Here is a 26,133-nt window from a genome sequence, read left to right as displayed (position 1 = left end):
TAGCTTAATAAAGAGCCAAGAAAGGGAAGCTAAAAATCAAAATTATTCAATTTTGAAACCAGAAAAATAAACCAAAAAGCTTAACTTAATAGCATTGCTTTGCCACTGCGGAAAGCGTGGGCGGCTTTCTGAATTATGATTGCGAATACAATGAAAAAATTGATTCCATGGTTTTTGGTGGCAACGCTGTTCCTTATGCTAGCCTATTTGGCTTCACGGTCAGAAGTGCCGCTGGATGATTCGGTACGGTTTGTTGATATCGATCGGTATTTGACCAGGCAAGCAATGGCTCAGGATATAGACACCCTCGTTCATACCTTTGAGCGGATTCATCCCTATCCTTATCGGTTTGTTGAAAAACGTAGGCTGCGTTCCAGGGTTGATTCGACTAAGGCCCATCTTCCGGATAGCATGACAACGATGCATTTCTGGCGGCTCATCGACCAACTTCTTATCGGCTACAACGATGCACATTCGAAAGTAGAAGATCGCTACGTGTTGGCGGCTTACGTAAAAAAGAACCGATATTTCTTTCCTTTTTCTGCTACTGTCAGCCGGGATAAAATACGCATTTCAACACACGATACGTTAGAATATCCCCTGGTAAATGGGACGGAAATCGTAAAAATAAATGGAAAAACCAGTGAACAGCTTCTACGTGATTTAGTTACACACGCTACCAGAGAAACTCCGGCCCTGAAGCGGTTGGAAATTTCAGATGATTTTGGATTTTACTTATGGAAAACCTACGATTGGGGTCCCGATTTTACCATTCACTACAGAACAAAAGAAGACTCCGATTTGGATTCGATCGTAGTCAATGGGATACCTTGGGCACATCGCAAGAGGTCGGAAAATCCGGATACCGTAGCGCACACGTTCACATTCCTAACCAATCGGATTGGACTTATGAAAATTTCCGACTTTAACGGGGATGAAGGTGAAGTTCTGGAGTTTTACAGGCAATCTTTCCAGTCAATGGCGGATAGAAATTGCACGCATTTACTACTGGATTTCAGAGGCCACAGCGGAGGTGCGGATAGCTATGGTGAACATTTGGCAAAATACATTTCAATGGTGCCTTACCGAAAACTTTCCAAAGCCTACTGGAAAATAACCCCCGAGTTCAAAGAAGCATTTGATAGAACGTTTGTCCCAATCGGCCTGCGGTGGTTTACACCAATTTATTTGGTAAACGAGTATTCCCGTGTTTTTTATGGGGCTGATCCGAACGAATTGGTGACAGTCAACTATGAACTAAAAACACCCCTGCCTGAAGAAGAGCGATTTGCTGGACAGGTGTACTTGATTACCGATCACCGGACCTTTTCGGCTGGATCTATCTTTGCTGAAATGTTTAAGTATTACAACATGGGGACCATCGTTGGGCAGCCGACGGGTAATTTAACCTCATTTACTGGCTTTGCGCTGGCAAATTTCATCCTACCGAACTCAACGCTCTCATTTCAGGTATCCTCTGTGTATAATGTGGCAAATTCCAGGGAAGAAGGCCTAAAAACGGTTGAACCCGATATTCATGTCGATGCGGCAGACGACCCTTTGACCCAAGTCATTGGAAATTAGATTCGGTAATCGCTTGGTACGAGCAGAAGGATTCCGACTGGCCAACGCATAAGGGAAGTAGGGAGCGTACCGTTTCCTATTCGAAACAAAATAAACGCCCGGTTGCTTGCAGCCGGAAACATGTTGGTATTCCATCGCCTGACAATGTTACTCCTATCGCCTAGGCAGGGTTGGAAAATAATTGATCCCTGCCTGCTTCGCACCCGCCGTAGCCAAAGTCAGGCAAATAAAATCCCGGACCGACGCAATAGGGGATGCCGTTTCGGCGCCATGCCATCGATGGGGGGAGGGTGGATCGGGTGGAGGCCCGGGAAAAGCCACGGATGTGGAGCTATTCCCTAGGACTTCTTCATTGGTTGTGCCTTTCCATAGGTTAGGGAGCGCCAGACCCATTCCAGGGGGCCAAATCGAAACGAGTCCAGCCAGGGTTTCGACCAGATATATTGAAGCATCCATATTCCCAGTGTGATGCATACCTGCGTTGTTCGATCCACCTGCCCGAACAAACCCAAGCCAAGCCCATAAAAAATAAAAACCCCGATGATCGATTGTGCGATGTAGTTGGTCAAGGCCATCTGACCGATGGCGGCCAACCGGCGTTTGATTCCGGCAGCCGCGGCTGATTTCGAAAACAACATCACCGCGCAGAGGTAGCCGAAGCTTTGGGCCAAGCTTCCCCAATAGTTAAAAGACGCTCCGGTAAATAGGGAATAGTCCATCGACCACCCAGCGTGGAAATTCTGTACGATCCCAAACACTGTAAGTGGAATTCCGATGGAGAAACCTAGAAGCATTCCTTTCCGATAAAACGAGGTGCTGCGCGATGCCGTTAGAATGTCCCATTTGTACAGGGCCATGCCTATTACCATCAATCCGGAGGCCCGCCACAAAAACAAAACAACGAAAACAAAGGTATGCATCTCCAGTGCAGCCTGCGCATTATGTGCGATTTGCGCGGCAAGGGAACCCGTGACTGCGGCTAGCTCTTCCGCGATCATTTCGGGGGAGGGATGCCAGCCAAGCTCCAATTCCTCCACCACATCCGGAGGCATGAATTGGAGGGAAACCGAGAAAAACAGGTTGATTAAGGTAGGTATGGAAAGGACGAGTAAGCCGATGACCACTAAGGTCCGGGGGGACTTGTTCCGGACCCAAAACACAAGAAATGAACACAGCGCATAGACGACGAGGATATCCCCGTACCAGATCAAATAGGCATGAACGAGTCCAATAATCAATAGCCAAAAATTGCGTTTGAGATGAAACGTAAGCGGCGATTGCGATTTTTGTTCCATGCGGTCACTTACCAGCAACATACCTGCGCCAAACAGTACCGAAAATAGCGTCATAAATTTTTGATCCGCAAAAAGGTGGCTCAGTACCCAAACCCAGTAATTCATTCCTTCGAGATTCCCGTAGGCGGTGGGGTTGAGGTAGGCGGCGCCCGGCATGGATAGGCTTTGGACGTTCATAAGCAGGATGCCCAGAACGGCAATTCCACGTAGCAGATCCAATGATTGGATGCGTTCTTGGGCGGTGGTGGGGCTCAATGGAACGGGCATAGGCTGTTGTCAGGTTTAGGGATGGCTGTTAGCTAAAATACGCACCTTTGTTCACTCAAAAAATAGTCTGCCAAAAAAATCCCTCGCCAACTTTCTACCTCCTATCTCCGGAAGAAAGCTTTTCGAGCAGGCGCAGCAGGCGGAGAATCACCGCGGCTTGCTTTTCCGGGGTTTTGGCATCCTCCATGTCCTCCAAATAAAGGGTTTGTTTTTGCAAGGAAAGGGAGCGAAACCGTTCCAGGCTTCCCGGGCTGTCCCGAAAGCAAGCCAACAATTCCTCGGGAATCGCCGTAGGTGTCGGTACTTTGTACAATTTCACCCGGACTTCTGCTCCGGCTTCTTTGCCTAAGGCCTTGCGGATACCGGCATTCACCGGTAAAAAGAGTTCCCGCTTGCCCTTAGGCATCAACCGTACCGTGCCCAGTTCGTACCCGTCCAGGCTGCCGCACACGCGCAACATCCCGAAGGGAAACCGGTTTTCGTAGGGCACCTCGGGCAGGGAGACGTAGGTCCACCCCCCTTTTCCGGGGAATTTTTCCAGGACTTTGCGTTGGTCGACCAATGGCGTTACATAGGGATGCACGACCATGTTTTCTAGGGGCGGGTTTGCCCGGTTCCACGAATCAGCCATTTGTAGGAGCACATTTCCTCTAGCGCCATGGGACCCCGGGCGTGCAGTTTTTGGGTACTGATCCCAATCTCGGCCCCCATCCCAAACTGGCTGCCATCGGTAAAGGCGGTGGAGGCATTGGCATAAACCGCCGCGGCATCCACCGCCCGCAGGAAGTGCGCGATGGTTTTTTCGTCTTCAGCAATGATCGCTTCGCTATGTTTGCTGCTGTATTGGGCGATGTGGGCCAAAGCGGCTTCCAGTCCGTCCACGGTTTTGATGGCCATCTTGAGGGATAGAAATTCCGTCCCAAAATGCGTTTCATCCGCAGTCTGAAGCAGGTCTTCCGGGTAAAATCCGGTAAGGGCCTCAAAGGCAGGCTGATCGGCAAAAATCGTCACCCCTTTTTCGGCCAGTGGCCGGGCAATGGCGGGGAGGTCTCCCAGTCGGCTTTTGTCCAGCAGCAGGCAATCCAATGCATTGCAGACACTTACCCGCCGGGTCTTGGCATTGCAGATAATGGCCGTTCCTTTTTCCAGGTCTGCCGAGCGGTCAAAGTAGGTATGGACAATACCCGCACCGGTTTCGATCACGGGCACCTTGGAATTTTCCCGGACGAAGTCAATCAGCCCTTGACTACCCCTGGGAATGATGATGTCCACGTAGCCAACTGCCTGCAGCAACGCTTTGGTGGCTTCCCGGTCGGCAGGAAGCAGGGTGACAATATCGGTGCTCAGTTTGTTTTTTTCCAGCACGGAATGGATGACTTCCAGGATGGCGGTATTCGACGCATGAGCATCTGATCCGCCTTTCAGCACCAGGGCATTGCCAGTTTTCAGGCAGAGGCTAAAGACGTCAAAGGTCACGTTGGGACGGGATTCGTAGATGATCCCAACCACACCGATGGGGACCCGCACCTTTTGGAGCTTCAGGCCATTTGCCAGCGTTTTCTCTGCGAGGATGGCTCCGAGAGGCGAGTCCAGTTTGGCCACATTGATAAGGTCTTCGGCAATGTTTTCGATGCGTTCCTCACTGAGTTTGAGCCGGTCGTATTTGGGGTCGGCTGGATCCATCCGGTCCAGGTCGTCCTGGTTGGCGTCCAGGATTTCCGGGGTGTATTTGATGGCAGCCATGGCCAGGTCATCCAGTACTTTATTGATTTTCGCTTCGGGTACCAGGGATAGCTGCCGGCTGGCGGCCCGTACGTCTTGAAAGGTTTTCTCCAGGTTTTTCATAGAAAGGTAAGCTTATCCAGCCAACAATCAGTTCGATTCAGAAATGTAAAGGTAATCATAATGGATCAGGGGCCTTTGTCCGCTGAGGCCAATTTTGTCCCGGGCTGTTTCGGCCCCGTATTCGGCTTTGCCCAGGCCGATTCGTTTGCCTTCGGAATCCAGGATCCGTACGATGTCTCCTTTCAGAAAATCCCCGTTGATTGATTGGATGCCAATGGGCAACAGGCTGGTTATTTTATCAGAAAGCAGGGCCCGTTTGGCTCCCTCGTTAATGAGGACTTCTCCTTTGGAATAGGTATCGCTATGAGCGATCCATTTTTTTTGGTTGTGTTTGGATTTGCCGGGTTCAAAATAGGTACAGCGCAGTTCTTGTCGGAAAAAGTCGATTAAGACGGCGTCTTTTTTTCCATTGGCGATCCACACTTCGATACCAAGATCGGCCGATTTTTTAGCCATGCTCATTTTGGTCAACATGCCACCCCGACCAAAAGCGGAGGTTTGGGTAGCAATGTATTGGCTGAGATCGGGCATTTTTTGTCCCACATGGGTGATTAATTCGGATTCCGGATCGGAAGGGTGCCCTTTGTAAATGCCGTCCACATTGGTCAGCAAAATCAGGCTGTCGGCATCAATCATGGCGGCCACCAATCCGGCCAGCTCGTCGTTATCGGTAAACATGAGTTCGGTAACAGCTACCGCGTCGTTTTCATTGATCACGGGCACCACCTGATTTTTGAGCAGCCCATCCAGGCAGTTTTTCATGTTCAGGTAATGGGTTCGGTCCCGGAAATCTTCCTTGGTCACCATCAATTGGGCAATGGGATGGCCTTTTTGGGCAAACAATTCCTGGTAGGCGCGGATAAGGGCAATTTGCCCAATGGCCGCCCAGACTTGTTTTCGGGAGACGGCGTCGGTTTTGGTGGCGAGGGACTGCGATTTTCGGCCAAAGGCAACCGCTCCGGATGTAACCAAAACCACCCGTAGCCCTTTTTCCAGTAAAAATGCCATTTGGTCCACCAGATTTCGCATGCGTTCCATGTCCGGACTGCCATCGTCCAGGGTCAGTACATTGGAGCCTATTTTGATGACAAGGGTTTGCGGTTTACGGATCATGGGCAAAAGATTAGCGGGCATTCCCGCAAAAATAGAAAGCTTTCGGCAAATAGGCTACTACGGCAGCCCCATTTATCCCATCGGGCCGGGTGTATTTTCGGATTTTATCCTTACTTTGGAGGAAAAATAAGCAAATTTTGACCAAAAAAACGCACGTATCTTGGGAGAGTTAATCATTGCCTTCAGTAATTGGATTTGGGGCACACCTTTGTTGGTTTTGTTGATGGGAGGTGGCTTTTTTATGTTGTTGTATTCCCGGCTGATTCCCTTTCGGGGCTTGCGGCATGCCATGAAAGTGGTAGGGGGCAAGTACGATGATCCGAATGCCTCCGGAGACATCACCTCCTTGCAGGCCCTGTCTTCGGCCATTGCGGCCACCGTGGGCTTGGGAAATATCAGCGGGGTGGCCCTGGCCATTGGCACGGGAGGTCCAGGTGCTATTTTCTGGATGTGGGTCTCGGCATTTGTGGGAATGGCCACCAAGTTTTTCACCTGTACCCTGGCGATCATGTATCGGGGCAAGGATTCATCCGGGCATATTCAGGGTGGTCCCATGTATGTGATCGAAGAGGGCATGGGGAAGAAATGGCGCTTTCTCTCGGTGATCTTTTGTGTGGCCGGAATCATGGGCTTACTGGCCATCTTTCAGGCCAATCAGCTTACCGAGGTGCTGCGGGTGGTGCTGCTGCGTCCCTTTGGCCTGGACTGGGGACAGACATCCCGCTGGATAATCGGGGTCACGGTCATGCTGCTGGTGGCACTGGTCATTTTGGGAGGCATCCAGCGCATAGCCAAAGTAGCTTCCAGGTTGGTGCCTTTTATGGTGTCCATGTATTTCGTTTGTGTATTCATCATCCTTTTTAAAAACCTGGGTGAGGTACCGTCCATGATCCTGTACATCATCGAAGATGCGTTTACAGGAAAGGCGGTTCTGGGCGGAGCAGTGGGTCAGGTGATCATTATCGGTGCCAGACGGGCCGCGTTCTCTAATGAAGCGGGAATCGGTACCGCCCCCATGGTCCACGGGGCCTCCAAAACCAGCGAGCCGGTGCGGGAAGGTCTGATCGCCATGCTGGGCCCCTTCATCGATACCATCGTGGTATGTACCCTGACCGCCCTGGTTATTCTGGTTACCGGGGTTTGGAAATCCGGTGAACGGGATGGGGTGTTGTTGACGCTTTCGGCTTTCGAACAAGGACTGCCGGGCATTGGCAAATACCTGCTTATGGCGGCTGTACTGATTTTTGCTCTCTCGACCATGTTTACGTACTCGTATTATGGGCACAAATGCTTCAATTACCTGTTTGGTGCCGACAAGGCGGATTATTACAATTACTTTTACCTCATCACGATCGTCGGGGGGGCGGTCACTTCCCTAAGTGTGGTCATGAGTTTTGTGGACGGGATGTACGCCGTGATGGCCTTTCCCACCATGATCTCAGCGCTTTACCTCTCTCCAAAGGTGATCGCAGCCACCAAAGATTATTTTGAACGGATGAAGCTTCTCGACGAAAAATGAATTGGTTGATTGCACCAAATGCGTTTAAGGGCACGCTGGAAGCGGACCATGCCGCTGCGATTATTGCGGAGGTCATTGGCAGCTTTCGGCGCGATGATCGCATCGATAGCTGTCCCATCGCTGACGGTGGAGATGGCACCTGTTTTCTGCTGAGCCAACAGCTGGGTCTGGAAAAAGTGGAGGCCTGGGTATGCGGTCCATTGGGCAGGCCCAAGCGGGGCTTTTTCGGGTACGAACCGGCCACCCGCTCCGCCTTTTTGGATGTATCCACGGTTTCCGGAATCAAGGGGCTTACCGATTACGAAAGGGATCCCTGGACCAGCAGTACCTACGGGACAGGGGAATTAATCCGGCTGGCCCTGGCGGAGGGTGCCGCCCACCTGGTGCTGGGCCTGGGTGGGAGCGCCACCATCGATATGGGGACCGGTATCCTTCAGGCACTGGGACTGCAGTTTTTGGACAAAAATGGACGGGAACTGATTCCGTTTGCACCCGGTTTTCTGGCAAAAATCGCACACATACAGTTGCCGGTACGCCTTCCCTCGCTGCGAATAACCTGCCTTTGTGATGTCGGCAATACCTTTTTTGGACCGGAAGGGGCCGTTCCGGTCTTTGGTCCCCAAAAGGGCCTCACCGAACCCAAGCAAGGTCCGTTTTTGGAAGCTGCCGGAAAGCTTTTTGCATTGATGCAGAAAAAGTCCAAATGGGCGCTGGAGGATCAGGCCTGTTTTGGGGCAGCCGGAGGGATTGCATTGGGGCTACGGGCCTTTTTTCCGGTGGATTTGAAACAGGGAGCCCGGTATTTTTTTGAAAAAACCGGTATGGAAGAGCGAATCCGGCAGGCGGATTTGGTACTTACCGGTGAGGGCAGGTTTGATTCCCAGTCGGCCCATGGAAAAGGAAGTTACGAATTGCTGCAGTTGGCAAAAAAACACGGCAAAAAGTGTTGGCTAATCACCTCTGGTGAGGAGGGCAAGGATGCCGGATTTGACGAAGTACTGCGCCTTCCGGACCTGAATTTTTCCTCGCCAAGGCTGGCCCTTGAGGCCGAATCGAATCTACGGGCGGCGCTACTGCAGCGGCTAAACGGTAGTTTGGATGGATATCCGGTGTAGGTGCCGGCACGAATCGTAATTTTTTTTTCGTTGATCTGCCCCATGCAATGAATAATTTATTTATTTTTAGGCGTCTAAGGGTCAGGAGAGGTAGGTGTACCTGGCCGTCCTGTGGATACCGAAGGAAGAGCGACCGAAGGTGCATGTCACGGATTTGTATCGTTCGTTACGGTGAATGCAAAGCGGTGAGAATACGCAGGATTTGTCTCCAGTGATTTCCCACTCGATAATCCCCGTTGTCTTGATCGCCGGGTTTGGTACACGTGATTTTCTTTTATCCATTAGTTTATAAAAACCATGAAAAAAAGTGTTTTGATCATCGCGCTATTTTTGGCACTACAGCCACTCGCTTTTGCACAGGATAAGATCCCGCAATTCGACACCCGCCACAAGAATGTCTACGCGGAGTTTTTGGGAAGTCACATCCTAGCGGGGGTAAATTACGACATGCGGTTAAAAAAAGGTGTCATGGACGGCATTGGGTTTCGGGCAGGGGTAGGCGGAATCTCCACCACTACCTCGGATATAGATTCTGAAGTGTCGTTAGGAATCGTTACCTTTCCGCTGGAAATCAACCATTTGGTGGGGAAAAAGCGAAGCTCGTTTGTGACCGGTGCGGGCCTGCTTCCTGTCTACGCCAGTTTTAGCTCGGAAGCCGGCACCCTGGACGATTACGAGTACATCACCGGCGAAGGATTTGCCGTGGTAGGTGGCTTTCTTTCCATGGGGTACCGGTATCAACCAAAGAAATCGGGCGTTATGTTTCAGTTTCACTGGAACCCATTAATCTTGAGAGGAACCGGCTTTACTGCGGGCTGGTTTGGATTGGGCATAGGGGTTGGTTTTAAGTAAGGTATCCGGCAGTGGAAGGAGTACCTGAAGGTAGGGGGCTACCTGGCTGTCAGTGAAGTTACCTGGGTCAGCTCTAGCCGTCCGAAGGAAATCGTCGAATTTTGGTCTAGGGAATACCCGGAAATCGGCACCGCCGCAACGAAAATCAATCAGCTGGAAGCCAACGGGTACTCCCTGGTAGGGTATTTCTTCCTATCTCCCCAAAGCTGGCTATCAAATTATTACAAACCATTGCAGGAGCGGTTTCCGGCTTTTTTGACGCGGCACAAGCATTCGGAACTGGCGAAAAAGGTAGTTGCCGCACATCAGCAGGAAATTAACCTTTACGAACGGCACCAGGTACATTACAGTTATGGGTTTTATATCGCCAGAAAGGATGCCCGTTAGCCTTCGGGAGTCTTGTACGGTTTTTAGAGCTGTTTTGTCCGGCGATTTCCGGGTAGCGGACCCAACCTACGTCCCGATAGAGGCATGAAAAGCGTTCGTTTTCCCCCCGTGATTGGCCGATTATACCTGATCTCGCTAAGGTTATTTGCATATCGCTAAACCCAATACTCATGAAGAAACCGTTTCAGTACCTGTTCCTTGCTTGTTGCCTATTCGGCTGCCTACCTGCCGTCGCACAAAAAACGAATATTGTTTTCTTCCTGGCAGACGATTGCACCAACTGGGACCTGTCTTCCTACGGTAGCCCGGATGCAAAGACGCCAGCCATTGACCGGCTCGCCCGGGAGGGAATGAAATTCAACCGGTGTTACCAGGCAGCACCCATGTGTTCGCCTACCCGGCACAATCTGCTAACCGGTCTGTACCCGGTAAAAACCGGTGCCTACCCCAACCATACGTTTGCGGAGGAAGGCACCAAGAGCCTGGTTCATTACCTGGAACCGCTCGGATACCGGGTGGCCCAGGCGGGCAAACGCCACATTTATCCGGAAGAAGTTTTTCCATTCGAATACCTGGACAATGATAAAAACCCCGATTTTGTAAAAGTGGAAGGGTTTCTACAAGAAGTGACGGCCTCGAAGCAGCCCTTTGCCCTATTTCTCTGCTCCAATGAGCCGCATAGTCCCTGGGATAAGGGAAACCCTACGCAGTACAATGCGCAATCGATTCAACTCCCGCCAAACTTCGTTGATACTCCGGAAACGCGGGATGCTTTTTCCCGGTACCTGGCGGAAATCAGCTACATGGACGGGCAGGTGGGACAGGCCCTGGACCTGCTGGGAAAATACAATTTGGATGAAAATACCCTGTTTGTTTTTGCAAGCGAGCAGGGCAACAGTTTTCCCTTTGCGAAATGGACCCTGTACGAAGCGGGAGTGAAGTCGGCGCTGATCGCCCGACTGCCCGATCGCATACCGGCTGGTTCGGAGTCGGAGGCCATCGTGGACTATACCGATTTGGTACCGACCTTCATCGAGCTGGGGGGAGGGACGGCACCGGAGCACCTGGATGGACATAGCCTGTGGCCCTTGCTTGAAGGCCGTAGCGAGGCGGGAAAGGATTACTCATTTAGTTTACAGACGACTCGTGGAATCATCCACGGAAGCGAGCATTACGGCATCCGTTCGGTGGTGGATGCCGAGTACCGGTACATTTGGAACCTGACGCCCGAGGTGCCGTTCCGCAATATCGAGACAAACGGAGACCGGGTAAGTGACTGGTACAAGTCCTGGCTTGCGGCTGCGCAGACCGACGAAGGGGCGGAAAACCTGGTAAGGAAATACAGTCATCGGCCAACCGAAGAGCTGTACCACATCAAGAACGACCGGTGGTGCCTGGTCAACCTTGCGGGAGATCCTACCTATGCGGAAGTGATCCGGGAATTGCGTGGGGAATTGCTGGCCTGGATGGAAGCCTGTGGCGACGAGGGACAGCAAACCGAGTTGGATGCCCTGGCCCATCAACGGCGGTAGCAAGAAAAAACCCTGCGACAGAAATGCCGCAGGGTTTCAGTAGTGATGGTGGTGGAGGATAACGGATTCGAACCGATGACCTCTACACTGCCAGTGTAGCGCTCTAGCCAACTGAGCTAATCCCCCAAATGGGAGTGCAAATATAAATAGGGAAATCCAATCACCAAATTATTCCGTGGAATATTTTATACGCGTCAGGATGCTTCGTCCAAGCGTCACCTCGTCGGTGTATTCCAGCTCTCCGCCCACTGGAATTCCCCGGGCAATGGTACTTATCTTGATACCCTTGTCTTGCAGTTTACGTGTGAGGTAAAAAGCGGTGGTGTCTCCTTCCATGGTGCCCGGAAGGGCCATAATGATCTCCGATACCGGCTGCTCACCATCTGGCTGATCGATCCGTTGGATCAGCGATTCAATTTTCAACTCGTCCGGACCGATGCCCTGAATGGGAGAAATCACTCCTCCCAGCACATGGTACAGCCCGGAATACTGATTGGTGTTTTCGATGGCCAGTAAGTCGGGTAGGTCTTCTACCACGCAAATGATGCTTTTGTCCCGCTTGTTCCCCGCGCAGATGCTACAAATTTCTCCATCGGATACGTTGTGGCAGCGGGTGCAATACCGGATATTCTTTCGTAGGGAAAGCAGGGATTCCGCCAGCGAAACCGTGACGGGTTCGTTTTGTTTGAGTAGGTGTAGTGTCAGCCGTAGGGCTGTTTTCTTACCGATACCCGGAAGGCGGCTGATTTCGGCGACCGCATCTTCTATTAATTTTGAAGGGAAATTCACCAAAGGCGGAGTTAGACAATGGTGGCTTGAATGCCTGCATCGAGAATGGACTCACACATGGGTTTCAACTTTCCAATGCTGCCTTTTTTTACGGAGCACTTGCCTTTGTAATGAATGATCATGGTGCACTGCTCGGCTTGTTCCTGGCTGTGCTTGCAAACCTTGATCAGAATCTTGGTGACGTGTTCGAACGTATTGAAGTCATCGTTGAAAACCACCAGGTCGTGTTCCTCTTTATCTACCTGCTCATCAAGCAATAATTCTTCTTCTGTTTCCGCTAAATGTTCTAAAGGTTTCATTTTGCAAAGTTAATAATTAATCACAACTTTATCGGCCTTTAGCCTGAAGCAATATGGATTCAAATGTAGTAGTAATTGTCATAACGTCCTATTTTTTATTGTTGTTCCTTATTTCCTGGCTTACTTCCAGAAAATTAACGGCAGATACGTTTTTTACCGGTGACAGGCAATCGCCCTGGTTTTTGGTGGCTTTTGGAATGATCGGAGCGTCCCTGTCCGGGGTGACCTTTATTTCCGTCCCTGGGGAAGTGGGCAATAGTAACTTTTATTATTTCCAATTGGTGTTGGGCTATACCGTAGGCTATGCGGTGATCGCCAAGGTGCTGCTTCCTTTGTATTACCGATTGGAGCTGGTTTCCATCTACGCTTACCTGGAAGATCGTTTTGGTTTTTGGTCGTATAAGACCGGGGCCTTTTTCTTTATTCTTTCCCGGACCCTTGGATCGTCCATCCGCGTATTTTTGGTAGCGGCGGTGTTGCAACTGATTTTATTCGATCGGTGGGGAATTCCGTTTTGGGGTGCCGTATTGATCACCGTTACCCTTATCTGGCTATACACGTTTCGGGGAGGCATCAAAACCGTGGTGTGGACAGATACCCTCCAAACGCTGTTTATGTTGCTGGCCGTTGGGGTGAGCATGGTGTTGGTTTCGAGAGAGTTGGGGATTAGCGGTGTCGGCGAATTGGTAGGGATGGTAGCGGATCAGCCCTATTCCCGGATTTTCGACTGGGACTGGCGTTCCGGGACAAACTTTTTCAAGCAGTTTTTCTCAGGAGCTTTTATCGTCATTGTCATGACAGGTTTGGACCAGGACATGATGCAAAAAAATCTCACGTGCCGAAACCTGAAGGATGCCCAGAAAAACATGTTTTGGTTTACAAACATCCTGGTGGTGGTCAACCTGATTTTTTTGGCCTTGGGTGTATTGCTATACCTATACGCTGCGAAAAATCAATTGACGCTGCCGGAGCGGTCGGATGATTTGTATCCGTTCCTGGCCACCTCGTATTTTTCCACGTTTGCAGGGGTGGTATTTGTATTGGGGATCACTGCTGCCGCTTACAGCAGTGCGGATTCCACGCTTACCGCTTTGACTACTTCTTTCTGCTACGATTTTCTTGAAATTACGAAACGCTACGAAGCCGCTGCTGCCGTTCGAATCCGGAAACAAGTCCACCTGGGATTTACCCTGCTGATGTTTTTTGTGATACTTGCCTTCCGATGGATCAACGATCAGAGTGTGATCAACGCGGTTTTTACCATCGCCGGATATACCTATGGACCCTTGCTTGGGCTGTATAGCTTTGGTCTGTTTACCCGATTTCAGGTTCGTGACAAATGGGTTCCCTACCTGGCCCTGCTGGCACCCTTGCTTTCTTTTTTGATTTCGTACCAATCCGAGCAATGGCTGGGAGGCTACCGCTTTGGTTTTGAACTGCTGATCCTAAACGGGGCGTTGATGTTTTTGGGTCTTTTGCTTGTCCGGCAGAAACCGATCCATTAAGGCACGAGCGACACCTAAGGTCAATACGCCTGGTCCTTATGAAGCAACAAGGAAAGGAATGTCCAGAAGATGATCTTTAGATCCAATAGGGGTGACCAATTGTTGACATAAAAAATATCGAGCTTGCATCGGGAATAAATGTCGTAGAAGTCCCGTGTTTCCCCCCGGAATCCTTTTGCCTGTGCCAGACCCGTGATCCCGGGTTTGACCGTATGACGGAACATGAAGTTATCAATCTCCGCAGAAAACTTGTAATTCATGGGAACAGCATGTGGCCTGGGTCCCACGATGGACATATCGCCTTTGATGACATTGAAAAACTGAGGCAATTCATCGAGACTGGTTTTCCGCAAAAATTTTCCAATTGGGGTGATCCGGGGATCATTCTTTGTAGCCTGTACGGTATCTGCCTGATCGTTGATATACATGGTCCGGAACTTGTAACAGTAAAAAGGAACGTTGTCTTTTCCATGCCGGAGCTGTTTGAAAATCAGTGGACCTTTAGAGGTGAGCTTGATCAGCACCCCAATGATGGGGAATAACCAGAAGAACACAAATACCACCAAGGTAAAACTGATCAGCAAGTCCAGCGTTCGTTTGATAACTTGCTGGGATTCGTCGAAAAATACGACCGGGAACGAACGTACCTTCCTACCTACTCGGTGTATTCTTTTTGACTTTGGTTTTCTCTCTGTAATAGTAGAGGCCATATGGTAGTTTTTTTTTCTAATTTTCGAATTAAACCTCCCCAACCATTATCATGCCACAAAACCAATGATGGAATTTTGTCTTTCTAAAAATGTATTTCAAAACTAGATTAAAGTGGTTTAATTTCCTAATTTTTAATTAATATTTTTGATAATAATAACCTAAATCGACAAAAAATTAACAAAAAGTTAATTTTTAAGACTAAATTTTATACATTCTATAAAACGGTTCGTACCTGTCTACCTGTCGAAAGTTTGCCTTTTACATCAAAAAGCTTGCATGAAAGAAAGGAACGGTCTTTTTCAGGGGTTTTGACCGCTAAATATCAAAGATGGAGGTGTTGGGCGGGGTCCCAAAACAGTCGGTCAAAGTCCTTTACGCGGTCAGATTCAACCGCAATGCCTTCTTTTTCAAGCAGTCGTTGCATGGCTTGCGGGTCGGAGAAATGGTGTTTGCCGCTAAGCAGTCCCTGTCGGTTGACCACCCGATGGGCGGGGATGTCCGCCTGCTGATGGGAAGCATTCATGGCCCAACCCACCATGCGGGCGCTTCCTTTGCTGCCAAGATAGGCTGCAATGGCTCCGTAGCTGCTCACCCGTCCCGGTGGTATCAGTCGGACTACCTGGTACACCAGTTCAAAAAAGTTGGTTTTATCTTGCTTCATGTTCCAAATCAATAAGGGTTTGATTGATTTTCCTTCTGATTTTCTTTTCTGCCTCCCTGGACGGTGTATTGAGTTGAATTTGAAGTTTCATTTTGACGGCTTCTTTCCGTACTTCCATTGCTCGCAAGCTGAGCCCGTCCTGCTTTACTTCGTGTTTGAAGGGTTTTAGAACTGCTTTTAGCGTTTCTTCCATCCGATCCACGTTGAGCCCCGGACGATTGCCGAGTTCAAACTCGAACGTCAGCCTGCGTATGCTTTGGCGGCTGTGGTTAACCACCTGAAAAGAGAGGATCAGGCTGTTTGGAATCAGCACCAAATCTCCGTCGTCGTTCATTAGCACTACATTGAGCAGCGTGATATCTTGTATTTTACCTTTCTGATCGGTTACCTGAATGTAATCTCCCAGGGTGATCTGATCCGAAAACATGATGATCAGCCCGTTGAACATATTGGTGATGTAATCTTTGGACAATATGGCGATGGCTGCTGCCACCAGGGCAATGCTACCTAAAAATTCGATCGGTTTGATCTGAAAAAAGATCATCACGGCAAACAGGAAAAAAACCACATTCAGCAGGTTGGCGATGTGATTGATCCCCAGTACGAAATTGGAGTGGAGGGACTCGGATTTCTTTTTTCGCAGGTAAAACCGGACCAGAAACAGCCTTCCCAGCGAAACCAGTAGGTTGCCTGCCAGAAGAAAAATCAGCGCATCCATCAGGGAGGACAATCGACGTAGCAGGGGCTCTTTTTCCCAATCCAGAATCTCCTGAAGAAAAAACAAGCTCATGTAGGCGAGAACCTTCACCGCAAAGGCGATTCGTCGTTTGCGTTCGTTTGCCTCTAGCTTGCTTTTTCCCAATTCGACCATGTTTCTTAAAAATAAATCTTAATTTTATGTTTTGGCTTTCGCCATGCAAAAGTACCAGATTGTAACCAAACTAAATAATCGCATGAATAGAAATATTATCATTACGGGAAGTGCTGGGAATTTAGGTAGGGCAGTAGTGAGTAAATTTAAACGAGAGGGGTTTCAAGTGATCGCCGTCATCGAGCCCGATAGTGGACACGAAGTAGAGGAAGCGGATGATACCTATCAGGTGGACGTTACCGACGAATCCGCAGTGGCAGCTTTTGCGAAAGAGTACCAGTTGCAGTACGGGGACCTGGAGTGCGTCGCATTGCTGGTAGGCGGTTTTGGGATGGGGGGCATCGAAACCACTGGGACCAAGGACCTGGAAAACATGATTCGTCTCAACTTCTTTAGTGCCTTTAACATGGTGAAAAACTTCCTTCCGATCATGAAGAAAGCCAATAACGGCACCTTTCTTTTTGTAGGGGCCAAACCTGCCTTGCAACCCAACGAGGGAAAGGACGTCGTGGCCTATGCGCTGAGTAAGGGATTGGTGATTGATCTGGCGGAATTTATCGCCAACGAGACAGCCGATCTCAAGGTGCGGTCGCACGTGTTTGTTCCCAGTATTATTGACACTCCACCCAACCGGGAGTCCATGCCCGATGCGGATTTCGGTCAATGGGTAAAGCCTGCTGAGATTGCCGAAGCCATGCATTATGCGGCAACCAATACAGCGCTTCGAAACATGACCTTTAAATTGTATGGTGGTGTTCATTAAAAAAGCAACTATGAATAATATAAACGTATTCTCAATCTTTGCAGCGCTGTGTTTTTCCACCCTGCTTCAGGCCCAGACCGTTTCCGAATCGCGCAGCCTTTCCGCTTTTGATCAACTCCTGATAAGCAATTCCATTGAAGCAGAGCTTGTTGCTGGTGATCAGTACGAAGTAACCATTACTGCATCTGGAATCGATCCCGGGAATGTAGAAACAAAAGTGAACAAGCGAAAATTGGAAATCTCCGTTCCCGGTAGCAACCCAAAATCCAGTTCCGTGAAAGTGGTGCTTACCTACGTCAAACTGGACGATGTAGAGGTGGATACAGGGGCGCGTGTGATCCTGAAAAATGCCTTGGAAAGTAAATCCATACGGCTTCAGGTTGCCAGTAACGGCTACCTGGAGGCGGAAGTGAATGCGGATGATCTGTACCTACGTGCACAGACCAATTCAAAAATGTATGTCAAGGGTAAGGCAAATAACCTGGACTACAATGCGTTTACCAATGCGGAAATCGATGGCGAAGACCTGCAGGTCACCCATGCGGAAGTACGTACAAATACCAATGCTTCCGGTTCTTTTGAAGTGACAGAGTCACTCAAAGGGTCGGCAGCCACTCGGGGTCGGGTAAAATACAAAGGAACGCCTAACGTCATCGACATCAAAGAGACTGTCGGAGGAGCCATCGAAAAATGGTAGTCAACGAGGGGTGCGGCAACGGAATTGCCTCTCACGAAGCAAGTCGTTGCTGCCCTGTTTCCCGGTTCGGGCCGGTTTTTTCGTCAATAGCCCGACGCTACTGCGAACGTTTTGGTGCTGAGGTCGGGGTTTTGGGACAACAGCGGGATGCCTTGTCAGGTAGCGGCGCGGGTTACCTGCCCATTGCATGAAGGGTGCGGAGGATCGCGAGCATTCGCAGCGGTAATCCCGCTGCTGTACCTGGTTCTGAGGGCATTTCTACGCTGAAAAACTTGTGATATATAAAATTTGTCCTTAGAATTGTCCCTTCAAACAAAGAAGCATGGTTTTCGCAGTAAGAAGTAGTTTCCATTACACGGCTTCCGGAGCAATCCGGACAGCTGACTGCCGTATTTTTTCTACCGGTACCACCACGACCATCACGGGGTAATCCCGAGAAACGATGCATCCTTTCCCAGTCCTAAAAGGTTTCTCACAGCCTTTTCTCTTATAGTTTAACCGATAAAAAGTAGCAATGAAAATAGTAAAATTCGGAGGTTCGTCAATCGCTGATTTGGATAGCATCACCACCGTGCTGTCGATCATACAAAAAGCATCGCAAGAGGAAGAGTTGGCAGTGGTTTTTTCTGCCTTTGGGGGAGTGACGGAAAACCTGCTGAAATGTGCCCATTTGGCCAGGCAAAACGATCCGTCTTACCAGGCCTTGCTGCTGGACATGGAGAAGAGACACCTGCAACTGGTAAAGCAACTGATTCCGGTACAAAAGCAATCCAGTGTACTGACCTATGTTAAAGTGCGGTTTAACGAATTGGAGGACCTGTACCACGGGATTTTTCTGATCAAAGAATTTTCTCCGCGTACTTCTGATTACGTGGTGAGTTTTGGAGAGCGTATATCCGCATTTGTTCTGGCAGAGGCATTGAAGGTGGCTGGACTGAATGCCCGGTTTGTGGATGCCCGAGACCTTATCCGTACCAACGATCGGTTTGGCAACGCCAAGGTTATTTTTCCGACTACCAATCAGTTGATATACGATTTTTACTCCAAAAATAAGGGCTTGTTGGTAATTACGGGATTTGTGGCATCTACGGACAAAGGGGAGACCACTACCCTGGGAAGAAGTGGGTCGGATTACACCGCCGCCATTTTTGCAGCCGCCTTGAAGGCAACTAGCCTGGAGATATGGACAGACGTATCCGGGGTGATGACAGCAGACCCCAAGCTGGTGTATTCGGCCATTACGATCCCCCAGCTTAGCTACAGTGAAGCCATGGAGTTGTCTCATTTTGGTGCAAAAGTAGTCTTTCCTGCCACCATGCAGCCGGCCATGCGGCGAAAGGTGCCTGTTTACATCAAAAACACCTTTCAGCCCGAAGCCGAAGGTACGCTGATTTGCGAGACCTCCGAAAATAGCAAATTGATCAAAGGCATCTCCTCCTTGAGCCACATCTCTCTGTTAAATGTACAGGGCTCCGGATTGGTCGAGGTCGTGGGCGTTAGTAGTCGGGTATTCGGTACCCTGGCAAGGGCCCAGGTAAATGTGGTGCTGATAAGCCAGGCCTCTTCCGAGCACAGCATCTGCATCGCCATAAAAAGTGACGATGCGGACCTGGCCAGGGAAGTGCTGGAATCCGAATTTCATTACGAGATCCTGGCCGGAGAAATGGATAAGGTGCAGATCATGCCAAACATGGCGGTGATTGCCGTGGTCGGAGAAAACATGAAGCATCATCCCGGCGCAAGCGGACGGTTATTTCAGGCATTGGGTAGAAACAACATCAATGTCTCAGCCATTGCACAGGGAAGCTCCGAGTTGAATATTTCGGCGGTGATCAAGCAATCCGATTTGCAAAAAGGACTCAATGCTTTGCACGAAGCCTTTTTTCTGTCGGACAACAAGGTACTCCATGTATTCCTGATTGGAGTAGGTCTGATCGGGAAGGCATTGATAAAGATGATCCAAAGTCAATTGGCTAAATTGCAGGAGGAATACATGCTGGATATCAAAATCCACGGCTTGGCCAACTCCCGATTCATGTCCTTCGATGAAGATGGATTTGACCTGTCTACCGTCCCTGTCCCCGCCGAGAAAGACTTGCCGATGAATCTGCAGGTTTTTCTAAATACCATGAATAGCATGAATTTTTCCAATTCCGTGTTGGTGGATTGCACCGCCAGCCAGGAAGTGGCGGATACCTATGAACGCGTGCTTGAATCCAAGGTCGCCATTGTCACCCCAAATAAGAAAGCCAATTCGGGACCACTGGAAAAATACAAAGCCCTAAAAAAGCTTTCGGGTCAGCGAAACATCAAGTTCCTCTACGAAACGAACGTGGCTGCCGGGCTTCCTGTTATCAATACCCTGCAGGATTTGATTTTAAGTGGGGATAAGGTGATCAAGATCGAAGGGGTGCTGAGTGGTTCGATGAATTACATTTTCAGCGAGCTGAGTAAAGGTGCGCCGTTTAGTGAGGTGGTGGCGCAGGCCAAAGAAAAAGGCTATACCGAACCAGATCCGAGGGACGATTTGAGTGGAATGGATGTGGCCCGAAAAATTCTAATCCTGGGGAGGGAAGCCGAACAGGAATTGCATTTCGAAGACGTCTCTGTTCAAAGCATGGTGCCCGAGGATTGTGCCCACTTGGACTCGGTTGATGTGTTTCTCGAGAAGTTAAAAGACCACGACGGCCATTTCAAACAATTGCTGGCCGAGGCCGATCAAAAAAATGAGAAGCTTCGGTTTATGGCGGTACTGGAAAACGGAAAAGCCACGGTAGGGCTGAAGTCGGTGGATAGCACCCATCCCTTTTATTCACTCGTCGGAAGCGATAACATGATCCTGTTTACCACCGAGCGCTACCACGAGTTTCCGATGATTATCAGAGGGCCGGGCGCCGGAGCGGATGTTACCGCTGCGGGCGTATTTGCAGATATCATCCGATTAGGAAATTATTCAAGGTAAAATGGAAAAGCAAAAAGTGACCGCATTTGCACCGGCTACTGTAGCGAATGTATCCTGTGGTTTTGACATATTGGGCTTTGCGGTAGAGGATTTGGGCGATAAAGTATCCGTTTCTCTATCCGATATCCCGGGGATACGCGTGACCCATATTGAAGGCGATAAGGGGAAGTTGCCCTACGAAATCGAAAAAAACACCTGCTCCGTTGCGATTCGGGCCATGACAGAGGCACTGAATTTCGAAGGAGGGCTGGAAATCGAGCTTTACAAGGGCCTACCCCTGGGAAGCGGTATGGGTTCCAGCGCAGCCAGCGCCGTCGCAGCACTCATGGCAGCCAATACCCTCCTGGGAAATCCCTTTGAAAAAAAAGATCTGCTACCATTTGCCATCGAATCGGAGCGAATAGCCTGCGGGGCCGGACATGCCGATAACGTCGCTCCGGCACTTCTGGGAGGATTCGTTTTGATCCGGGAGTACCATCCGCTGGATGTCATCCCCCTACACGTGCCGCGGGGCCTGTACTGCACCCTCGTGCATCCCCATCTGGTGCTAAATACCTCTGATTCCCGAAGCGTTTTGCGGAGAAGTGTTTCCCTTCAGGATGCTACTACCCAGTCTGGTAATATTGCGGGGCTCGTGGCAGGATTGTTTCAGGAGGACATGGCCCTGATTAGTCGCTCCCTGAATGACGTGATTGCGGAACCTTCCCGCTCCGTGCTTATCCCGGGCTATGATGAAGTTAAGGAAGGCATCAAGCCTGCAGGTGCGTTGGGTTGCGGGATCTCGGGTTCGGGACCTACGATTTTTGTTCTTTCTCCTTCGGAGGAGATTGCCTGGGAAGTAAGCCGCCTGGCCCAACAAGTATTTGACACCATGCAGCTCCCGATTGATTTGTATGTTTCGGCCATCAATACCCGGGGCGCCTATATACTTGAAGAGGAAATTTGAACCACCGTCCCTACAGGAAACCTTGCAATGAACTATTTCAGTACCAATAATCCCAACCACAAAGTTGCCTTAAAAGAGGCTGTTATCAAGGGTTTGGCTCCGGATCAGGGGCTGTACATGCCCGAAACGATACCGGTCCTGCCTGCAGAATTTTTCACCCGTTTGTCGTCCCTGTCGTTCCGGGAGATGGGCTATGAAATCGTCGGCGCACTCTTTTCCGAGGATTTAACCCCCAGCCAAATCCACGAACTGGTGGACCATACGCTGATATTTGATGCGCCGTTGGTTCAGGTAGAGGATGGACTATTTAGCCTGGAGTTGTTTCATGGCCCCACCCTTGCATTCAAAGACTTTGGCGCACGCTTCTGCTCCAAACTCATGAGCATGCTTCAGGATAAGCGCGAATTGAAAGTATTGGTGGCTACCTCCGGGGATACCGGAAGCGCCGTTGCCAACGGGTTTTATGGGGTGGATGGCGTGGAAGTGATCATTCTCTACCCCTCGGGAAAGGTAAGCGACCTGCAGGAAAAGCAATTTACCACATTGGGTGGCAACGTGCGGGCCCTGGAAGTAGCGGGTGTATTCGACGATTGCCAGCAAATGGTAAAGAAAGCCTTTTTGGACCCCGATTTAAATAGCCGTATGTTGCTTACCTCGGCCAACTCGATCAACATAGCCCGGTGGATTCCGCAGTGCCTGTATTATTTTTACGCCTGGTCCCGCTTGCCACTATCCGACAAGAAGGCGGTATTTGCCGTGCCTAGCGGAAACTTTGGAAACCTTGCCGCCGGTATTCTTGCCGAGCGGATGGGCTTGCCAATCGCCGGCTTCGTGGCGGCTACCAATATCAATAAAGTGGTTCCAGATTACCTCAATGGGGCTCCCTTTGCCGCAAAACCTTCCCTGCAAACCATTAGCAATAGCATGGATGTAGGAAATCCGAGTAATTTTTACCGCCTACTCGCCTTGTTTGACAACGATGAATCCTTGCTCAAGGAAAAGGTGAAAGGGTATTTTTATACCAACGAGCAGACCCGGGAAGCCATGCGAGCGGTGAAACGCGATTCTGGCTATATCATGGATCCGCACGGGGCGATTGCCTACCTGGGTCTGAAGGATTTCATGCAAACCGAGCCTGGTGAGTATCAGGGGGTCTTTTTGGAAACGGCGCACCCCGGCAAATTCCGAAACGTCGTGGAAGAAACACTTGATCTTGAGTTGCCCTTGCCAGAGCGCCTGCAGGCCTTTTTAATGCGGGAGAAGAAAGCCGAGAAAATGGCCAACGATTACCAGGCGTTTAAAAATTATTTGCTAAGAAGCTAGTCCGATTGGGTCAAGTGATTTCGGTGGTCATACGCGTACTTTGGGGAAACCAAATGAAGTAGTACGGTTGGGACTATCCGGAGTCGAAAGCAAGCCGAATAGCGATCGATCTCGGCAGGAGTACCTGCCAATTTTGATTGTTTCCTTCCCGAAAACCAGCTAATTTCGTAATTTCACCAATGAATCGTATTCCTAACTGAACCCGAACCGCTATGAATTGGATTACTGCTATTGCCTTGCCTGCATTTCTCCTTCTGTTGTTGCACCCTGCAGCTGCCCAGAACTGGCAGACATTGACCCCCCAAAACACCTGCACGGAGCGGCACGAATGCGCCGGAGCCGCCGTAGGCGGTAAGTTCTACCTGATGGGAGGACGCGGAGAAAAACCGGTGGAGGTGTACGACCCCGCCAGTGGAAATTGGGAAATGAAGGGTGCGGCGCCTTTCGAAATGCACCATTTTCAAGCGGTCGCATATCGGGATAAAATATACGTCATGGGGGCGTTTACCGGGGGCTATCCGCACGAAACGCCCGTACCGCACGTATACATTTACGATCCGGCTGCCGATACCTGGACCAAAAGCCATGAAATTCCCGAGGCCCGCAGAAGAGGAGCAGCGGGAGTAGTAGTGCATCAGGATAAGTTTTACTTGTTGGGAGGGGCCCAGGATGGACATTGGGCAGACAATAGGGATTACCTGGACGAATACGATCCGAAAACCGGCGAGTGGAAGTCCTTGCCCTCCATGCCCCGGGTTCGGGATCACTTTCAGGCCGTGGTGCTAAATGACCGGCTTTATGCGGTGGGTGGACGCAGGTCTTTTGCGAAAGAAGGCCACGGTTTTGAGCTAACATTCGAGGAGGTAGATGTGTACGATTTTGATTCCCAAAAATGGACCACACTTGCAGAGCATCCCCTGCCAACCGAGCGGGCGGGTAGTTCCACCATTGGTTATAAGGATGGGTTTTTGGTGATAGGGGGAGAAAGCGACTCCCAGGTAGCGGCACACGATGAAGTGGAGTATTTTCACCCGGAAAAAGGATGGACCTTACTGAACCGACTCGAACGCGGCAGGCACGGATTTCCGGTGGTAGCCATCGATGGAGATCTCTACCTGGCTGCAGGGTGCGGTAACCGGGGAGGAAATCCCGAATTGAATAGTCTGGAAGTACTTCCGGCGGATTAGTTTTTTCGCAGTTGGTAAGGCTGCAGAACATTGGTAAACATACTCCAAACAACGATACACAACGAAGGCAATGGTCAAGGGTACCCATCAGGCGAAAGAAGATCCCAGAAACAAAGACGTGCAAATTTTTATAAACGGAACCTTTTATGCCCGGGAGGAGGCCCGTATTTCGGTATTCGACAGTGGCTACCTGGTCGGCGACGGGGTGTGGGAAGCGTTCCGCGTACACAAGGGCAAGCTGGTATTTATCGACGATCACCTGAATCGCCTCTGGCAGTCGGCGAAAGTAATAGGAATTGCCCTGCCGTTCTCCAAAGAAACCCTGATAGCACACGTTCAGGAAACGTTGGCCATCAACGGGATGTGGGATCACATTCACGTACGGGTCATGATCACCCGGGGCATCAAAAAAACACCCTCTCAGGATCCGCGACTGACCATTTCCGGACCAAATCTGGTAATCATTGCCGAACACAAGGAAGCCGCCGGCGAAAGTAAGCAGGAGGGGATTCGTCTGTTTACCAGTACCTACCGCCGTGGGTCACCGGATTACCTGGATCCGCGGTTAAACTGCCACAGCAAGCTCCACGAAGTACAGGCCCTGATTCAGGCCATCGAAGCCGGAGCCGATGAGGCCCTGATGCTGGATACGCAGGGTTTTGTAGCAACCTGCAACGCTACGAACTTTTTTATGGTCAAAGATGGGGAGGTATGGACTTCTACCGGGCAGTATTGCATGAACGGAATCACTCGGGGGAAGGTGTTGGCCATTTGTGAGAAGAAGGGCCTACCCTGCTACCAGAAGAATTTTTCCCTGTTTGACGTCTACGGTGCCGACGAGGCATTTGTCACGGGTACCTTTGGTGGGCTTACGCCAGTTGTGAAAATAGATGGGAAGCCCATTGGTGAATCGGGTGCCGGCCCGCTTACCCGGCAGTTGAGTAATTGGTACGAAGAATGGATCGAACAGGAAATACAAGCATGAGTACCTCCCCTGCCGTCAAGCGGCTTTTTCTATGGTCGGGACCCAGAAATATTTCTACGGCCTTGATGTACAGTTTTTCGCAGCGAGCGGATGCCGCCGTGGAAGACGAACCCCTGTATGCACACTACCTCAGTCGTTCCCTCGCCAGCCCCTACCATCCAGGGGCAGCTACCATTCTGGAAAAAATGGAGAACGATGGGCAAAAAGTAGTGCAGCACATGCTTTCCAAAAGTGGGAAACCCCTGCTCTTTTTTAAAAATATGACGCACCACCTGATCGATCTGGACTGGTCGTTTATGGGGCAGGGCATGAACATCCTTCTCACCCGGGAGCCCAAAGCGATGCTCCTGTCCTTTTCCAAGATCATTGAAAAACCGGTCATGGAAGACATAGGCTATGCCATGCAATGGCGGCTATTGCAATACCTGAAAACAAATGAATTCCCTTTTGTGGTACTGGAGGCAAAAAAGTTTCTACAGGACCCGGAAGGTCAGCTGCGAAAATTATGCAAAACTTGCGGCATTGACTTTGATCCCAACATGATGCATTGGAAGGCCGGACCGATTCCAGAAGACGGTGTTTGGGCAAACTATTGGTACGCAAGTGTGCACAAGTCCACCGGGTTTCAGCCCTACACGGAAAAAAGCGAACCATTTCCGGAGCATTTACGCGGCCTTCTCTCCGAATGCGAACCCATTTACCGGAAATTGCAGGTTTTTTCCCTGTGAGGGAAGCCGGCTTCGTCACTCCTTTTTCAGAAAAGCGAAATCCTCTACGGAATAAAACCCCATTCAAGGCCGCAAACAGGGAAAACGAGAAGAAGGCTGTTCGTCAGTCGATGGAACCAGCTGTGGAATTTGTCAGGAATCTGAGAATTATTTAATAATGCTTCCGTTGCCGACTTGCTTTGTCGTCTTTTAAAACA

25 protein-coding genes and 1 tRNA gene are annotated in these 26,133 nt (G+C 50.1%); 15 read left to right on the top strand and 11 right to left on the bottom strand.

Going from position 1 to position 26,133, the window contains the following annotated elements; genetic code table 11:
* Positions 1-150: 150 nt before the first annotated feature.
* Positions 151-1,584: a S41 family peptidase gene (locus tag GCU44_RS17910; protein ID WP_161993967.1), complete on the top strand. Its 1,434-nt coding sequence runs from the start codon at positions 151-153 to the stop codon at positions 1,582-1,584.
* 338 nt (positions 1,585-1,922) lie between these two features.
* Here GCU44_RS17910 and GCU44_RS17905 read toward each other — a convergent pair whose 3' ends face one another.
* The 4 genes from GCU44_RS17905 to proB form a co-directional block, all read right to left on the bottom strand.
* Complete coding sequence (locus GCU44_RS17905) at positions 1,923-3,146, bottom strand: DUF418 domain-containing protein (RefSeq protein WP_154858285.1); 1,224 nt, start codon at positions 3,144-3,146, stop codon at positions 1,923-1,925.
* Positions 3,147-3,240: 94 nt separating this feature from the next.
* Positions 3,241-3,777: a DUF1905 domain-containing protein gene (locus GCU44_RS17900; RefSeq protein ID WP_154858283.1), complete on the bottom strand. Its 537-nt coding sequence runs from the start codon at positions 3,775-3,777 to the stop codon at positions 3,241-3,243.
* On the bottom strand, positions 3,741-4,991 hold the full coding sequence (locus GCU44_RS17895; protein ID WP_154858281.1) for a glutamate-5-semialdehyde dehydrogenase: 1,251 nt from the start codon (positions 4,989-4,991) through the stop codon (positions 3,741-3,743). The genes GCU44_RS17900 and GCU44_RS17895 overlap by 37 nt, the downstream gene beginning before the upstream one ends.
* Before the next feature lie 27 nt (positions 4,992-5,018).
* A complete protein-coding gene (gene proB, locus GCU44_RS17890) occupies positions 5,019-6,104 on the bottom strand; it encodes a glutamate 5-kinase (protein WP_154858279.1) in 1,086 nt (361 codons plus the stop codon).
* Between proB and GCU44_RS23410 the strand changes: the two genes are divergently transcribed.
* The 3 genes from GCU44_RS23410 to GCU44_RS17880 are packed head-to-tail and all read left to right on the top strand — an operon-like array spanning position 6,103 to position 8,738.
* Positions 6,103-6,234 carry a hypothetical protein gene (locus tag GCU44_RS23410; RefSeq protein ID WP_262885332.1) on the top strand — a complete coding sequence of 44 codons (132 nt, stop codon included), beginning with the start codon at positions 6,103-6,105 and terminating at the stop codon, positions 6,232-6,234. The two genes, proB and GCU44_RS23410, sit on opposite strands and share 2 nt — an antisense overlap.
* Before the next feature lie 30 nt (positions 6,235-6,264).
* Positions 6,265-7,623: an alanine/glycine:cation symporter family protein gene (locus tag GCU44_RS17885; RefSeq protein ID WP_154858277.1), complete on the top strand. Its 1,359-nt coding sequence runs from the start codon at positions 6,265-6,267 to the stop codon at positions 7,621-7,623.
* Complete coding sequence (locus GCU44_RS17880; RefSeq protein ID WP_154858275.1) at positions 7,620-8,738, top strand: glycerate kinase family protein; 1,119 nt, start codon at positions 7,620-7,622, stop codon at positions 8,736-8,738. Before GCU44_RS17885 ends, GCU44_RS17880 begins: the two co-directional genes overlap by 4 nt.
* Positions 8,739-8,819: 81 nt before the next feature.
* Here GCU44_RS17880 and GCU44_RS17875 read toward each other — a convergent pair whose 3' ends face one another.
* Positions 8,820-9,020, bottom strand: a complete 201-nt coding sequence (locus GCU44_RS17875; RefSeq protein ID WP_154858273.1) for a hypothetical protein — start codon at positions 9,018-9,020, stop codon at positions 8,820-8,822.
* Positions 9,021-9,035: 15 nt separating this feature from the next.
* Between GCU44_RS17875 and GCU44_RS17870 the strand changes: the two genes are divergently transcribed.
* Both GCU44_RS17870 and GCU44_RS17865 read left to right on the top strand, forming a co-directional pair.
* A complete protein-coding gene (locus tag GCU44_RS17870) occupies positions 9,036-9,590 on the top strand; it encodes a hypothetical protein (RefSeq protein WP_154858271.1) in 555 nt (184 codons plus the stop codon).
* Between the two features lie 557 nt (positions 9,591-10,147).
* Positions 10,148-11,509, top strand: a complete 1,362-nt coding sequence (locus GCU44_RS17865) for a sulfatase family protein (RefSeq protein ID WP_154858269.1) — start codon at positions 10,148-10,150, stop codon at positions 11,507-11,509.
* A 49-nt stretch (positions 11,510-11,558) separates the two neighbouring features.
* On the opposite strand, the gene GCU44_RS17860 is transcribed toward GCU44_RS17865, so the two are convergent.
* The 3 genes from GCU44_RS17860 to GCU44_RS17850 all read right to left on the bottom strand — a co-directional run bounded on the left by GCU44_RS17860 (position 11,559) and on the right by GCU44_RS17850 (position 12,597).
* A tRNA-Ala gene (locus GCU44_RS17860) sits at positions 11,559-11,635 on the bottom strand.
* 42 nt (positions 11,636-11,677) lie between these two features.
* On the bottom strand, positions 11,678-12,298 hold the full coding sequence (gene recR / locus GCU44_RS17855; protein WP_154858266.1) for a recombination mediator RecR: 621 nt from the start codon (positions 12,296-12,298) through the stop codon (positions 11,678-11,680).
* An 11-nt stretch (positions 12,299-12,309) separates the two neighbouring features.
* Entirely contained in the window at positions 12,310-12,597 is a 288-nt protein-coding gene (locus tag GCU44_RS17850; protein ID WP_154858264.1) for an ATP-dependent Clp protease adaptor ClpS, read from the bottom strand.
* Between the two features lie 53 nt (positions 12,598-12,650).
* Between GCU44_RS17850 and GCU44_RS17845 the strand changes: the two genes are divergently transcribed.
* Positions 12,651-14,102 (top strand): sodium:solute symporter, encoded by a 1,452-nt coding sequence (locus GCU44_RS17845; protein WP_154858262.1) that lies wholly within the window; start codon positions 12,651-12,653, stop codon positions 14,100-14,102.
* 20 nt (positions 14,103-14,122) lie between these two features.
* Here the strand turns inward: GCU44_RS17845 and GCU44_RS17840 are convergent, their stop codons facing one another.
* The 3 genes from GCU44_RS17840 to GCU44_RS17830 all read right to left on the bottom strand — a co-directional run bounded on the left by GCU44_RS17840 (position 14,123) and on the right by GCU44_RS17830 (position 16,345).
* Positions 14,123-14,812: a sugar transferase gene (locus GCU44_RS17840; RefSeq protein WP_154858260.1), complete on the bottom strand. Its 690-nt coding sequence runs from the start codon at positions 14,810-14,812 to the stop codon at positions 14,123-14,125.
* Positions 14,813-15,135: 323 nt separating this feature from the next.
* Positions 15,136-15,474, bottom strand: a complete 339-nt coding sequence (locus tag GCU44_RS17835; RefSeq protein ID WP_154858258.1) for an MGMT family protein — start codon at positions 15,472-15,474, stop codon at positions 15,136-15,138.
* A complete protein-coding gene (locus tag GCU44_RS17830) occupies positions 15,461-16,345 on the bottom strand; it encodes a mechanosensitive ion channel family protein (RefSeq protein WP_154858256.1) in 885 nt (294 codons plus the stop codon). Before GCU44_RS17830 ends, GCU44_RS17835 begins: the two co-directional genes overlap by 14 nt.
* Before the next feature lie 82 nt (positions 16,346-16,427).
* On the opposite strand from GCU44_RS17830, the gene GCU44_RS17825 reads away from it, so the two are divergent.
* The 8 genes from GCU44_RS17825 to GCU44_RS17790 all read left to right on the top strand — a co-directional run bounded on the left by GCU44_RS17825 (position 16,428) and on the right by GCU44_RS17790 (position 25,936).
* Positions 16,428-17,108, top strand: coding sequence for an SDR family NAD(P)-dependent oxidoreductase (locus GCU44_RS17825; protein ID WP_154858254.1), 681 nt, complete (start codon positions 16,428-16,430; stop codon positions 17,106-17,108).
* A gap of 10 nt (positions 17,109-17,118) precedes the next feature.
* The gene (locus GCU44_RS17820; RefSeq protein WP_154858252.1) at positions 17,119-17,805 is read left to right on the top strand and encodes a GIN domain-containing protein; all 687 of its coding nucleotides are present in this window, start codon (positions 17,119-17,121) and stop codon (positions 17,803-17,805) included.
* 514 nt (positions 17,806-18,319) lie between these two features.
* Positions 18,320-20,767, top strand: a complete 2,448-nt coding sequence (thrA, locus tag GCU44_RS17815; protein ID WP_154858250.1) for a bifunctional aspartate kinase/homoserine dehydrogenase I — start codon at positions 18,320-18,322, stop codon at positions 20,765-20,767.
* 1 nt (position 20,768) lies between these two features.
* Positions 20,769-21,713 carry a homoserine kinase gene (locus tag GCU44_RS17810; RefSeq protein ID WP_154858248.1) on the top strand — a complete coding sequence of 315 codons (945 nt, stop codon included), beginning with the start codon at positions 20,769-20,771 and terminating at the stop codon, positions 21,711-21,713.
* A gap of 27 nt (positions 21,714-21,740) precedes the next feature.
* Positions 21,741-23,036: a threonine synthase gene (gene thrC / locus GCU44_RS17805; protein WP_154858246.1), complete on the top strand. Its 1,296-nt coding sequence runs from the start codon at positions 21,741-21,743 to the stop codon at positions 23,034-23,036.
* A 212-nt stretch (positions 23,037-23,248) separates the two neighbouring features.
* A complete protein-coding gene (locus GCU44_RS17800) occupies positions 23,249-24,223 on the top strand; it encodes a Kelch repeat-containing protein (protein WP_154858244.1) in 975 nt (324 codons plus the stop codon).
* Positions 24,224-24,293: 70 nt separating this feature from the next.
* Positions 24,294-25,208, top strand: coding sequence for an aminotransferase class IV (locus GCU44_RS17795; RefSeq protein WP_092178028.1), 915 nt, complete (start codon positions 24,294-24,296; stop codon positions 25,206-25,208).
* Positions 25,205-25,936: a sulfotransferase-like domain-containing protein gene (locus tag GCU44_RS17790; protein ID WP_154858291.1), complete on the top strand. Its 732-nt coding sequence runs from the start codon at positions 25,205-25,207 to the stop codon at positions 25,934-25,936. Before GCU44_RS17795 ends, GCU44_RS17790 begins: the two co-directional genes overlap by 4 nt.
* Positions 25,937-26,133 lie beyond the last annotated feature (197 nt).

It is taken from the genome of Cyclobacterium xiamenense (genome assembly GCF_009467825.1).
In the GTDB taxonomy this organism is placed as follows: domain Bacteria; phylum Bacteroidota; class Bacteroidia; order Cytophagales; family Cyclobacteriaceae; genus Cyclobacterium; species Cyclobacterium xiamenense.
The sequence above is the reverse complement of the archived record's forward strand: the minus strand, read 5'-3'. Positions and strand labels throughout refer to the sequence as shown.